The 14,067-nt window shown below is 54.2% G+C and carries 8 protein-coding genes; 5 read left to right on the forward strand and 3 right to left on the reverse strand.

The features are described from left to right. Nucleotides 1-173 precede the first annotated feature (173 nt). From FF011L_RS17965 to FF011L_RS17975, 3 genes are all read left to right on the forward strand, one after another. Nucleotides 174-857 carry an ion transporter gene (locus tag FF011L_RS17965; protein WP_246109489.1) on the forward strand — a complete coding sequence of 228 codons (684 nt, stop codon included), beginning with the start codon at nucleotides 174-176 and terminating at the stop codon, nucleotides 855-857. Nucleotides 858-1,626: 769 nt separating this feature from the next. Then, nucleotides 1,627-2,256, forward strand: a complete 630-nt coding sequence (locus FF011L_RS17970; protein WP_145352964.1) for a DUF4254 domain-containing protein — start codon at nucleotides 1,627-1,629, stop codon at nucleotides 2,254-2,256. A 212-nt stretch (nucleotides 2,257-2,468) separates the two neighbouring features. Then, nucleotides 2,469-3,704, forward strand: coding sequence for a HEAT repeat domain-containing protein (locus FF011L_RS17975; RefSeq protein ID WP_145352966.1), 1,236 nt, complete (start codon nucleotides 2,469-2,471; stop codon nucleotides 3,702-3,704). An 89-nt stretch (nucleotides 3,705-3,793) separates the two neighbouring features. Here FF011L_RS17975 and FF011L_RS17980 read toward each other — a convergent pair whose 3' ends face one another. Then, a complete protein-coding gene (locus FF011L_RS17980; RefSeq protein ID WP_145352968.1) occupies nucleotides 3,794-5,227 on the reverse strand; it encodes a Gfo/Idh/MocA family protein in 1,434 nt (477 codons plus the stop codon). 285 nt (nucleotides 5,228-5,512) lie between these two features. Between FF011L_RS17980 and FF011L_RS17985 the strand changes: the two genes are divergently transcribed. Together FF011L_RS17985 and FF011L_RS17990 are read left to right on the forward strand one after the other, a co-directional pair. After that, nucleotides 5,513-6,946 carry a leucine-rich repeat domain-containing protein gene (locus FF011L_RS17985; RefSeq protein WP_145352970.1) on the forward strand — a complete coding sequence of 478 codons (1,434 nt, stop codon included), beginning with the start codon at nucleotides 5,513-5,515 and terminating at the stop codon, nucleotides 6,944-6,946. A gap of 1,086 nt (nucleotides 6,947-8,032) precedes the next feature. Continuing rightward, nucleotides 8,033-9,604 carry a DUF4153 domain-containing protein gene (locus FF011L_RS17990; protein WP_145352972.1) on the forward strand — a complete coding sequence of 524 codons (1,572 nt, stop codon included), beginning with the start codon at nucleotides 8,033-8,035 and terminating at the stop codon, nucleotides 9,602-9,604. A 6-nt stretch (nucleotides 9,605-9,610) separates the two neighbouring features. Here FF011L_RS17990 and FF011L_RS17995 read toward each other — a convergent pair whose 3' ends face one another. Together FF011L_RS17995 and FF011L_RS18000 are read right to left on the reverse strand one after the other, a co-directional pair. Further along, entirely contained in the window at nucleotides 9,611-12,190 is a 2,580-nt protein-coding gene (locus FF011L_RS17995; RefSeq protein ID WP_145352974.1) for a VWA domain-containing protein, read from the reverse strand. Then, entirely contained in the window at nucleotides 12,191-14,050 is a 1,860-nt protein-coding gene (locus tag FF011L_RS18000) for a vWA domain-containing protein (RefSeq protein WP_145352976.1), read from the reverse strand. Nucleotides 14,051-14,067 lie beyond the last annotated feature (17 nt).

The following is a 14,067-nucleotide window of genomic DNA, read 5'->3' on the forward strand; positions in this document are numbered from 1 at the left end:
CGGGCCGTACGGTTTGCCTCAATTGATTGGCAAATCGTCACTGGGCTAGTACATTCCTTGCTGTGCCAGCGTCAGCTCGTTTGATTGCGAATCGCTTGTCAAAATCTCTCTTTGTAGGATGCAAGTCTCTCGAAAGGACACGTTTTAGCTCCGTGCCAACACTAAAAAATATTGTGGAACGTTCGGACTCGACCATCGGTCGCGCGTTCGATCTGGCGATCCAATTACTTATCGTCCTCTCGCTGATCGCGTTTAGCGTTGAAACGCTGCCGAACCTTGATCCCCAGTGGATACGATTCCTGCAAATCTTCGAAGTCGTGACGGTCTTAGTCTTCACGGCCGAGTATCTGCTCAGGTTTTTGGTTGCCGACCGCAAACTCTCCTTTGTCTTTAGCTTCTTTGGCATCATCGACCTGCTTGCGATTTTGCCGTTCTACCTTTCGTTTGGCATCGACCTGAGAACCATCCGAGCGTTCCGGCTACTGCGTCTGTTCTGGATGTTCAAACTCGTTCGGTATAGCAAAGCCATTCAAAGATTTCACCGAGCATTTCTGATCGCTCGCGAAGAGATTGTTCTCTTCCTTTGTGTCACCATCATTTTGTTGTATCTGGCCGCCGTCGGAATCTACCACTTTGAACATGACACCCAACCGGAAGCCTTCGCATCGATATTCCATAGCCTTTGGTGGGCAGTCATCACGCTGACGACGGTCGGTTATGGGGATATCTACCCGGTCACCGCCGGCGGCCGAATCTTCACCTTCGCACTGCTATTGATCGGGCTAGGTGTGGTTTCAGTCCCTGCGGGGCTTATGGCGTCGGCGCTTTCCAAGGCAAGAGAGATGGAGAAAAAATAAACGCCGTCGCGCGGATTGTAGCCTGTCGCTCTGCGAAAGTAGCTTTTAGGAAGCATCTTTTCGCTCGGGACATAAAGCGAACAAGCAAACAAAATCTGGCTCCCCTCGCCCTCAAAACAAGCTCCCTTAAAACAGTTTTGATATTAGAGCAACGGTTCGTCCCTTGGTCCAATCGACCGTGATTCAATGGCTTGTTTTGGGGGAGAGGGGCTGGGGGAGAGGGGGCCGACAGAGGCAGGGTAAGGCGTGACATGAACGCTTAAAACACATCGCGTTAACCGGACATTCGCTGCAAAATCGCCTCGCGCAAATCCCCCTCTCCCCGAAGCAAGCTCTGCCAAACCCAAACGCAGTGACGACGCACTGAACTCGCCAACGTTTCTTCAGCGACCACGACCTTACTCAGGGGCGAGGGGAGCCAGATTTTCTGTGCTTATTCTTTTCGTGTCCCGCGCGAAAGAACGCTCGGTTCATCCTTCCTTTACATCCTTGTTCCGCTGCGTCCGCATCAAAGAACCCTCAAATTCCCAGCGTCGGAATTCGTATTGTCTTGAGGTGACTGGTTTCTCTATGATCGCGCTTAGGGACGATTATCGGTACCGAATCGTCCTTTTTTCTATTAAAACCGTTTAAAGATCAGTTACCGGATTCGGTGGTTTCGGAAGGGATTTCCTTCCGATTTCGCGGCGGCTGGCGTCGCCTTTTCTCAAATCCTTAACAACACTTTGGACGGTCCTATCCTTTGCCTCGGCTGCCAGGAGCGACCGCGATGACTGAATCGAATCCTCGACATGACATAGACGCTGACAGCATTGTCAATCTGCAGCAAGAATTGGTGGCTCGATGGCACGAACAGGATATCGAAAACCCCTACACAGGTTTTCTCGCGCTGGTCTGTCAGCAACATGAATTCAATTATCGATTGTGGCATGAAGAAGATGTGGCTCGCAGCCCGTCGGTCAGCGACACCGAAATCGCTCAGGTCAAACGCGCCATTGATAAATTGAATCAACAACGCAACGACATGATCGAGAAACTAGACGATTCGATTACTGTCCGTCTGCATGACGCCAACGTCATGGCCGCCGATACGGCTCCGATCAATACCGAAACCGCTGGCAGCACAATCGATCGCCTGTCGATCATGTCGCTTCGGCTGTACCACTACGAAGAACAACTGCACCGCACCGACGCCGATGGCGACCACAAAGCAAAAGTTGCCGAACGCATCGCGATCTGCCGTCTCCAGCACAGCGACCTAACGTTCGCACTTTCACAATTGCTAGACGATTTGTTTGCCGGGCGTAAACAACACAAGACTTACCGTCAATTCAAAATGTATAACGACCCTTCGCTGAATCCCGCGATCTACCAATCTGCGAAACGAATCGCTTGTTAGTCAAACCATTGCGTCACTGAAAGTGACACAAGTATCTCACTCTCCTTTGCGAAGGAGGGTCGATCCTAAGCGAGGGGAGGATCGGTGGTGGTACATGATCCCGGTCGACCTCGCCCTGAATCGACTTTCCCAGTGGGAAAGCAAAATTCGATTCGCCCCTTTCGATTTAGATTTCCCATAACTCCGTTAAGACCCGACCGCGATCGCCATCCATGGACAATCCTTTCGCCGTCCCGCCTCGACGAATCCCAGCGTACAAATCACTAAAAGTGCTGGTCGGTGTGATCGCCTGTCTTGCGGGAGTGCTGACGTTTCAGAGTGGTTCACAACGTTGGTTGCTCAACCGCTTAACTTCGGACTGGGACAATCTTCCCGCCAGCGTCCAACGTGAACGTCTTTCGCAAATTGCACAGCTTGAGCCTGGAGGGACACGGTTCCTTGTCCAGCAGCTCGGTTCGATGCACCCCGGTGTCGCACAGGCTTCCTTCGATCTTCTCCAGCAATTGCAACAGGACTGGCTGGCGTTGGATGATGATGCTTCGGATGCGCGGCATCGCCGTTTGGCCGAATCCTTAGCAGCCTGTTACGGCACCGATCAATCCATCCTCGAGAATGCGTCGAACCAATCGATCCCCAGCGACCGCGAAAACTGGTTGACGATGCTTCTGAATCGGACGATTGTGGAAACCGTTGAACGTTCCACCACCGACGGAACGGCCGCCTACCGTACAGCAACCTCGCTTTTGACCAACCTGACACTTCCGACCCAGCGTCCAAGCGGGCCCTCCTCAAACGCCCTCTCAACGCCTCAAATTGCCCTCCGAACGGAACCGCTTCCGGCCGCCCCCTCGATCGCAAGTGCGTCGGACACCAACGCTGATCCGGCTGCCGCTGTGCAAACGGAGCAAACGGCAGAGCAATCATCGGAGCCAACGCCCCTGCAAGAGGCCAACGCGTCGACCACCGCAACGCTTCGCGCTCCGCAGGCAACCATGGTGACCGAGCAGACCACTTTGCATCAGGTTGTCGCCCCCGTCCAGCACCTAACGCAACACCTCGGGGACAGCCCCTTTGAAACCTATTCGACGCGGAGCGTGATCGCTTGGCTGCGAAGCGTTCGCCCACAGATGCGTGATTCAGCGCATCATGAACTAAAGAAGCGAGGTTTTGATGAACCCCATTTGTTACTCGCTGCACGGTTGGCAGATCCCGACATTCGCGTCCGCCTGGCTTTGCTGAATGAACTGGCACATCATCCTGGCGATGACCCAAGGCAGTGGCTGTTCTGGCTATCCGAGGACGCCGAGCCTCAGGTTCGCCGCGAAGCGATATCGATTTTAGGGACCATGGATGACCCGCAAGTAACGCAGTTCCTCCACCAGCGTCTTCCCATCGAGCAAGACGCAGCGACCGTCGACATCATCCGCCGAGTCCTACGCGGCGCATAAAAAACGAAGAGCATCGTTGGATGCTCTTCGTTCAAATTCTTCGACATTAGCCGCGAGCGTTTTCACCCTCATGGCAGTCTGTCAGTCTTTTACAATTTCCAGTCGCCACGATATTCGCGATTGACGAATTCGTTGACGGCGGCAACGTTTGGACTGGTCATACTTTTGGCATCCCATTCGATCCGCTGACCTTCGCCGGCTCGCATGGCCAAGTTGCCGACCAAGATGGTTTCGGTCAGGCGACCTGCATAATCGAAGTTCGACATGGTTCCCGGTTCGTACTCGCCTTTGCAAGTCGAAACGAATTCCCATTTGTGGCGTTGGTCGCCACCGCCGTTGAACGGAATCCTTGGAAGGACAGGTTCTGGCTTTTTGTAATCGACAAAATTCTCTTCTGGAAGCAAGTAGAATTTTGCACCGTAATCATCTGGCGAGAACATGATGCCTTTGGTGCCGACCAAAACAGCACCACTGGTCTTGCGACCTTTGCCATCGCCATCACGCTGAGCCTTAACACGTTTCTGGAACGATTCAGGCAACTGCGAAATGAGGGCTTCATCAGGCAGGTTGCCACCGTCGTACCACATGAACTTGGTCGGGGCCAATTTGCCGCGTTGCGGGAATTCAAACTGCAACGTCGAGCTACCTGGGAAGGTTTCGCCTTCGAAGATGCCTGGGTTCTTGACGGCCGTAACAGCAACGGGATCCCACAATTCCAACGCCATGACAGGCATGTTGGTGGTGTGACAAGCCATATCGCCAAGGGCACCGGTTCCGAAATCGGTCCAACCACGCCAGTTGAAGGAGTGGTAAGCACCCTTCTTGAACGGACGCATCGGAGCTGGTCCGATCCATGCTTCCCAGTTCAAACCTTCAGGAATCGGATCTTCACCGGCCGGACGTCCCAACCCTTGAGGCCAGACAGGTCGGTTAGTCCAAACGTGGACTTCGGTGACGTCGCCGATAGCGCCGCTGCGGATGACTTCAACCGCTTCACGAAGACCATTTTCCGAGGTCCCCTGGTTGCCCATTTGAGTTACAACCCCCGTCTCTGCTGCGGTTTCACGCATCAGGCGGGCTTCACCAATCGACCAGGTTAGTGGTTTCTGGCAGTAGACATTCTTTTTCATTCGCATCGCACGTACAGCGGCCGCGGCGTGCGTATGGTCGGGGGTACTGACGGTGACGATATCTACCTTGTCACCCAATTGATCCAGCATTTCGCGGAAATCATCGAACTTGGCAGCATCGGGAAATTCACGTCCCTTTTTGGTCAAATTGCCTTGGTCGACGTCACATAGACCTGCGATTCGAACCCCTTGCTCACCGATGTGGCTGCAGTCACTACTACCTTTGCCGCCGATTCCAACACAAGCTGCCGAAAGAGCATTCAGTGCTGACTCTTGACCCGACAACCGACTGGTCACTTGCGTGCCAGTCCAAACACCGGCCCCTAAAATCGCCGACTGTTGCATAAATCGCCGGCGCGAAGGACTGGTTTTAAGATGTTTTGGCTGAGCCATTCATAATCTCCAAAGGTGAGGTTCACATGGTAAAGGTGGGTTCTGATTGTTGTCCCGAAGATTGTTGTCCCGAAGCGAGATTTCGGGATACAATCCTTTACTAAAAGGATACCAACAAGAACCACAAGAAACAATCAATTCGGTGAAAACGTGCATAGGTTCTGATTGTTCAGTCCCCAATAACCATTCCTTGGATTAAGCTGTTCACATTCGTTCAAAAGCGATCTTCATACCGTTTCACCGATCCGCCCCCCCTGTTTACTGCTCGAAGTGGAGTTTCCGTTCGTGACCAGCCGCCCCAAAGTAAGTCCATTCATCTGCCGAGTGCTGACAGCCTGCCTATTCGTATTTACGTTTAGCCCGCTGGTTTACGGACAACAAGGGATTTTTGAACCCTTGGCTAAGATGCGTGCCAAGCTACAAGCGACCCCCAATCCAGTCACTCCCAAACCCTTCCCGCTCATCAACCGGCAATCTCCAGCAGGAACGCCCCAAGCGGCTCCCAAACCAGCCAAACCCAAGGGCCCCGTTCAATCCGCCGAAGCGGTCAGCGCTTTGCAGGATGCCGGTTTTTCACTGACGATGGACTCGAATGGCAACGTTGTCGAAATCGCTGCCGGTGGGGAAACAGACCTCTCGGAATCGTTCACCGCCTTTGCTGGCCTCCCGCATGTACGGATCGTCCGTTTGTCGGGACCGGGACTAAAAGACAAAGGCCTGGAATCCCTTGCCAAGCTGACAAATCTGACTCGCCTGGACCTAAGCGATGCCGCAATCACCGACAAAACGCTGAAGACGATCGGCAAACTGGAAAACCTGGAAGCATTGTTCTTGCGGCGGACGGGAATTTCCAATGACGGGCTAGCGCTCCTTTCCGGCCTGCCAAAATTACGGGCTATCGACGTTCGGAATACCAACATCGGCGACGCTGGCATGAAACACCTAGCCAAAATCAAATCGTTGGCCGACATCCAGCTAGAAAAATCGAAGGTAACCGATGCAGGCGTTGCCGATCTGGCAAACCTGAAACTGAAATCGATCAACGTCAATTACTGCACCTCGATCGGCGACCCCTCGCTTGTGGTCTTTGGGGCGATGCCAACGCTGGAATCCATCCAGATGGATGCCTGCCAGATCAGTGACGAAGGCATGAAAGAAGTCGCAAAACTGACAAAACTAAAACGCTTGCGAATTCGTGAAACCGATATCACTGGCAAAGGTTTTGAAAACGTTGCCAAACTGGATCGCCTTGACCGCTTAGAACTGCGGAATACTTCGATCGACGATGCAGGCATCAAAATTATCGCCGGCCTGCCAAATGTCACCTACCTCGATTTGAGCGAGTGCCGTCTGATCAGTCCCGAAGCCTTCGCAGAACTGAAAACGTTGACCAAGCTTCGTTTCTTGAACCTCTGGGAAACCAAATTTGACGACGAAGGGTTGCAGGCCCTCGGTGGATTGACCGCCCTGGAAGACCTCAACCTGAAATCATGCTCGATCACAGACGCTTCGCTTGATTCGCTAATGAAGTTCCAAAAACTGAAACGTTTGAATGTTGCTGGGACTCTTCTAAATGACGATAGCGTTCGCAAATTGGCTTCGCTTCCCCAGCTGACATGGTTGAATATCGCCAACATTTCAAGCATCGGATTTGACGTGATCGATGAAGTCATCGAAAAGTATCCGAACCTCAGTTTGGTCGAATACGAAAACGGCTAAGCGTCACGGAGCTACGCTCGCCAGAGCGTGGGCAGACCGCAAGAACCACCGTCTGGCGACGGTGCCCCTTGGCTCCGGTCCAAACTAGAAACCGGCCCTACCGTCTAAGTCGTGTAGGCCGGATCGAGAAGCGATAGCGACGAAGCTCCGGCCTACTTGCCTTAGTGGTGTAGGCCGGATCGAGGAGCGACAGCGACGAAGCTCCGGCAAATCATCAATCAAAAGTGGCTGCCGGAGCGGCATCGCTGTCGCTCTTTGATCCGGCCTACTTGACTTAGTAGTGTAGGCCGGATCGAGGAGCGACAGCGACGAAGCTCCGGCAAATCATCAATCAAAAATGCCTGCCGGAGCGGCATCGCTGTCGCTCTTTGATCCGGCCTACTTGCCTTGGTAGTGTAGGCCGGATCGAGGAGCGATAGCGACGAAGCTCCGGCAAATCATGAATCAAAAATGCCTGCCGGAGCGGCATCGCTGTCGCTCTTTGATCCGGCCTACTTGCCTTAGTGGTGTAGGCCGGATCGAGGAGCGATAGCGACGAAGCTCCGGCAAATCATCAATCAAAAGTGCCTGCCGGAGCGGCATCGCTGTCGCTCTTTGATCCGGCCTACTTGGCTACGTCTTAGTAGTGTAGGCCGGATCGAGGAGCGATAGCGACGAAGCTCCGGCAAATCATGAATCAAAAGCGGCTGCCGGAGCGGCATCGCTGTCGCTCTTTGATCCGGCCTACTTGGCTTGGTAGTGTAGGCCGGAACGAGAAGCGATAGCGACGAAGCTCCGGCAAATCATCAATCAAAAGTGTCTGCCGGAGCGGCATCGCTGTCGCTCTTTGATCCGGCCTACTTGCCTTAGTAGTGTAGGCCGGATCGAGGAGCGATAGCGACGAAGCTCCGGCAAATCATCAATCAAAAGTGCCTGCCGGAGCGGCATCGCTGTCGCTCTTTGATCCGGCCTACTTGGCTTAGTAGTGGGATCCGGGCCTCGTTAGGTTAGAATAGTGTTTAGCATTTGCCTGCGGGTGGATGCGTACTTCCTATTCTTCTCCCTGCACCCGCAGTCTTTCCGGCGGGATCCGATTGGCATTTTCGCATGTATAAAAATCCAATCCGCCCGCTTTGGGAACGCTGGGAAGAGTCGCCAATCAACTTCAAGGAAATCGCTGCGGTCATAGCAATCGTCGCGGTTTCGGATCGGCTGATCTACCACAGCGGCGGATACAGCGGGTATGCGGTCGCTTTGGCGGCCATCGCGATCTTAATCGCGTTTGGCGTCTATCGGCCGCGTTTTGGAATTCCTACCGTCGCTTGTATCACGATTCTTGCGATGCTGATTTTGCGACTGGTCTGGCAGGGGTCAGGGCTGGCTTTTTGGATCGGCCTGGGAATGATCCCTGCATTCGTGTACGCCCTCGCCAACTTCGTCCCCTACACGCCCGACTGGCTGTATTACGTTGGCAGTTTACCGCTAATCAGCTATCGACGTATCGCCTGTTATCTGGACGGGTACTACCACGGTCGCCAACAAACCAATCCCAAACGCTGGCTGAATTTGGGGCTGCCGCTGGTAGTGCTGATCTTGTTTGGCGGGATTTTCATCCTAGCCAATCCATCACTAATCGAATACGTGTCCAATGCAGCCACCCGCTTCGGCAACAGCCTGATCGATCTGCTCAAGAATTTATCGGTTGCCGAAATCCTGTTTTGCATGATGGTTGGTTACTTAGGATTTGGCTCCGTCCGTCCGCGTTTAGTCAAACCGCGTCCGGAAATTACAACCTTGGCTACGGCCGCCGAGGAACAACCCTCTAGCCTTTACGTTCCTTTTCGCAACTCGCTGCTGACGGTGGTTGCCTTGTTTGGCGTCTACCTTTGCTTCGAATTCAGCACGCTCTGGTTTCGTGATTTCCCTGAAGGTTTTTATTACGCGGGCTATGCTCATCGCGGAGCCGCTTGGCTGACGATTGCGTTGGGACTTGCAACGGTGGTGCTCTCATTCATTTTTCGCGGCGATACTTTGCTTGACCCGCGGCGTTCCCTGCTACGCAAACTGGCTTGGGCTTGGTCGCTACAAAACCTTCTGCTGGCCCTGTCCGTTTACAACCGCATGGCGATTTACATCGATTTCAACGGGATGACACGGATGCGAACGATCGGACTGTTTGGCATCACCACGGTCCTGGTTGGGTTCGTATTTGTACTGATAAAAATCATTCAAGAACGATCCTTCCTTTGGCTGCTCCGGCGACAGCTGTGGGTGCTTTCGTTGGCCGTTGTGATTTACGCATTACTGCCCGTCGACTGGCTAGTCCATCGCTACAACGTCAAACAAGTCATGGCGGGTGAAATCGCTCCGGCCGTCCAAATCAGTGTTCACCCGATCAACAACGAGGGCTACCTAGCTCTATTTCCGCTGTTAAACCACGACGACGAAATCGTACGCAATGGCATTCAGGCAATGCTGGCGAAGCGGTACCAATTCCTTCAATCGCAACGCCAGGATTCGGTTCATCAAACAAAGTGGACCGCTTACCAAGGTGCCGAAGTCACGCTGTGGAATCGCCTCACCGCAGAGCAAGCGGTTTTCCAATCCTACTTGGACGATCAGGCCGCCCAGGATTTAGCAATCAAAATGTTCGACCAGCACGTTGCGGAATGGTACTAAAGCGAATCAGCGCAACCATTCGATCCGCCGCGAAGCCACGTCCAGTACCCAGCAGACTATCGCCAGCATGACCAGCCAGGGCCAGATCGGCATCGCCCGCATGGCAATCCCCTCAGCCGGTCGCAATGATTCCAAAGGCGATGGGTTCCACATGCCTCCCGTCGTCCGAGCAATTTCTCGAAGTGTTTTTTCACCCAAGGGACGCAGCTGCAATTCCGCGGGATAGCCAACCACCAGCGAACGAGACTGCCGAATCGGTTCTCCCTTTTCAGGCGTGACCAACAATTCCAACTGGTAAGTACCTTGTTGTTCCGTCGAAAACGGGGTTCCGTATCGTCCTGGCGCCAAAGCCTGAAGCGGCAAAACCGTTTGCGTTTGCAGAGGATCCAAAATCGTCAGCGAACCGGTTGCCTGCAGCAAAAAATCGCCGTCGGGAGTCACCGCGTCGACCGCGAATTCAGCCACATCCTCATCGCGTTGAATTTTCACCTGCAGATCATCGCTCTCATTCTGCCGCATCGCATGTCGAATGACCTGAGCCCAAAAGGTTCCAAATTCGGGCCATGCAAGCCACTCCGACGCCCACCGGCTTTTTGCATCGCTGGTAAACGCTACCGACATCCCCAGCCCTAACCGCCACCAGGACAACAACGGATCGCCCTCTTCGGTGGTGAGAATGACTTCGCTGGTCGCTTTCGGTTTTACCACCACATACCCCATCAACAACGGGGCCAGGTCAAGATCGATACCTTCCAGTGCCGGGGTGTCGGAGTTAACCAGCGGGAGAAAAGGCAGCTCGTTCAAAGCGGTCTGGTTGGCTTGGATGGTTTCTTTTGCGAAGACCTGAGGCACCGATTGCGGGTCGGCACAAACATAATGTCGTCCGCCTCCGATCCGTGAAATTTCTTCCAACATCGGATAGTCGGCGCCTTCTCCCATCGCGACCGTGGTCACGGTCATCTGTTGCCGAGCCATTTCGGCGGCCAGGGTAGGGAAGGCTCCCGGTTCCGAGATCCCGTCGGTCAGAAGGATGCAATGTTTCAATTTGGCATTGGTTGCGGCCAAGGCATGAAAGGCCTGCTCCATCGCAGGGTACATATTGGTGCCGCCGCCAGCGTCCAGTTTAGAAATCTGCTTCAAAATCGCTGCTGATTCACTTCCGGGCCGGATTTCGCTGATCGTATAGGTTTCGTTATCGAATGCTAAAACTCCGATCGAATCCCGCGGTCCAATCAGTTCGACGGCCGCAGCCGCCGCGTCTTTCGCCAGCTCGATTTTCTCGCCCCCCATCGAACCACTCCGGTCAATCACCAACATGATGGCCAGCCCCGGTTTCTCACGGTCTTTTTCGATATCGCTATGCACCGGCAAAACGGCGTCCAGAGGAGACTTATAAAAACCGCCCAGGCTGAAGGTCTGATCGCCGCCTAACATGATCAATCCGCCTCCCAAATCCTGCACATAAGTCCGCACCAACTCCATCTGCTCAAGCGTCAGATCGGTCGCTGAGATATTGGATAGGATCAAACATTCAAAGGCTTGCAGATCGGATAGGTTCGAAGGCATTCCACTTGGCGGCCGTACTTCGACCTCGATCTGCTGTTCAGCCAATGCCCAGCGAAACGGATCCATTTGCTCCACATCGGGATCCAGCAACAGCACACGAGGTTTCCCCGCCGCGCCAACGATTGCGGTTGCCTGATTGTTGTCCAGCAAGGTGTCCACATCGTCGACGTCCACAACGCGAGCAACGTAGGTCCGTTGGCGCTGGTTTAAAATCGATTGTTGGAAACGAAACCGATTCTCGCCAGGAACAAACTGATAAACCGAATCGGCCTGCTCGGGAACTCGGATATCGTCGGCAAACAGATCAATCCGGCCTGTCGCTCGAATGTTCGCATTGACCACCACTTCTAATGAAAATGGTTCACCTTGCTGCACCTGGACCGGAGCATTGATTTCCGCAACTTGAATTTCAGGTTCGGAGCGGACCGGTAAAGGAACCGTATCGACGGGAACATTGCGATTGGCAAGCAAGCCCGCAGAACGACCACGCGTTGCATTGCCGTCGGACAACAGCACGACACGAGGCACGTACGAGGGCGGTATGGCGGCCAAACTAGCAACCAATGCCGCTTCGATATCGGTCCCCACATCCTCGGCGTTCCCTCCTGCCTGACGCCCCGCATCCGAGGCATTCTGCCAGGAATCCAGCAAGGCATGCGGCTGCCCGGCAAAGGGCAGAAAACGAATTTCCAGCCCCGAGCGTTCCTCCCCCGCAGCAACCACCTGTTCCAAATACCGATTTGCGACTTCGGTCCCACTGGCATCCAGACTTAGACTTTGGTCGACGGCGTAAACCACCATCTGACGGGAAGTCGGTTCCAGCAAAGATGGACGCGTTAATGCCAACAGTAAGGCCAAAACAATCAGGATCCGAAGTGTAAGGCTGATCCTCCGCTGCGATCGCGAGAACGCACTAAGGCTGCGCACATGAAACCAGACCAACAACGGCACAAGAACCGCTGCCAAAATGAACCACTGTGGCAAAACCCATTGCCATTGACCGCCATGCCACGAATCCATTCAGCCCACCATCCTGCGTTGATAGAATCCCCATTCGATCACAAGCAAACCAATCGAGGCCGCAATGATGTACCACCAATAGGCAACAGGTTGTTTCCGCGATGTTTGTGCAGGCCGGTCGATTTCAGGACGATCCTGCAGCAAGTTACTTTCAGTGCGACTGGCCAGGTTGACCGCAATCGGTGCCGTGGCCACCTCTGTTTCAGCCGCTTGCACCGCCCCCGAACCAACCGAGGCCCCCGAGCGTTCCAGTGAATGCCAGCCAACGGTTTCCCAAGGACCAATCGAGACCTGACCGTCCGTACCAAGCCGTTGAATCACTTGCCCGGTCCGCAGCGAAGGCGTCCACTCCAGCGATCGCAATGAAAGCCAGTCAATCGAATTACTTAGCAGAATGGGAAAGGCAACTCGCATCGGCAATTCGCCAGCTTCAATATTTCCAGACAACAGAACCATCCGCCGCAGCCCTCCCGCTTGCGGATTCGAACCATCCGGAACACGCTGGACCGCCATCATCACTTGATTCCCCGCGGCCTTCAGCAGCGGCTGATGATTGGGTGCCGTTAAGCGCAGTGCACGAGCCTCTGGCAAAGTCACGTTGACCAAATGAACATGGCTCAGCAGCGGAGACGAATCGGCTTGAGTTTCCACAATAGGCTGGGGGATCGAATCGCCAAGCTCCCAAAACGGCGAAGCGGCTGGTGGATTTAGAACCAACAGTGGCCCCGCGGGGAGTGGATTGGGGACGACGCCATTTAAAACGGTCACCCCGTTGGCAGGCCGAGGAGAAAGCGGTGATATCGATTCGAATAATTCAACGCCAGCGATCGACCGCAAACCATTTGCGACAAAGGTAGCTGGCACCTCACTCACCAAATTGACAGGAACGGAAGGCCGCGGCGGCAGATAAGCGAAGGCTTCGTTGTCGACAGCCAGTCCATCGGTCCCCGCAAAGATTTCCAACCGAGCCGTCAACTTGCCACCGTTCGCGGTCACATGCTGCCAATCTTTTCGCCAAACTTTTCTCCCGGTCAATTCGATCGGCCAGACATCCAACAACTCTCCCTCCAGCTCTAGATGCACGCGTCCCGAAATGGGAGCGTCTGCCGCGTCGATGAACGATTCAACCTCCAGCATGACCGTAACGCCCAACGGATCGTTGAAGGACCGGCGAGCCTGAAACTGAGTGATCCCGGCGTTCGCGACCGGGCGTCCGACAGAAAGAATTCTTACCCCCTCAAATTCTTCCAAGCGTTCAGCAACCCAGGTCCCACCAGCCCCGTCGGTCACAACGACAATCTCGACAGAAGACTGGTCCGGAGCTAAACGAGAAGCCATTTCGATCGCGGCAAGTAAATCGGTGGGCCCGTCCCCCGATTTCAGCGTGGGCAAACGGTCGCGTACGGCGGCTGCGGAATCGGACATTCCGACAATCACTTGAACCGGCTGGCCAGTCGCCAACAATGCGACCTGTTGACCGTCCGTAACCGAACGCAATTCGGCATCGATGGCTGCCAGTGCTTGCTGCCAGCGACTGCCCGAACCGTCGGTCGCTTGCATACTAGCCGACCGATCCAGCACAAAAATCAAATGCTTCTGCGACGCGGAATCGACAGGTTGCTGTGGATTTAGCAATGCAAAGACCAGAATTCCAAGAATCAGCAACTGCAGAAACAAACTGCCCACATACCGCAAAGGCCCGCCCCAAGATCGAGGCGGCTGATCATGAAATGCTTGGTCCCAGAACTGTAAAGTGGCAATGGCTTGCGACTTCCGTCTTGAACGCAGGAAAAAACAGGCGACGATTGGAATCGCCGCTAGCAACCATATCCAACGTTCAGGGGAAGCAAAATTCAGCATCAGAGCAAGTTGTGGGG

This window comes from Roseimaritima multifibrata (assembly GCF_007741495.1).
Taxonomy (GTDB): domain Bacteria; phylum Planctomycetota; class Planctomycetia; order Pirellulales; family Pirellulaceae; genus Roseimaritima; species Roseimaritima multifibrata.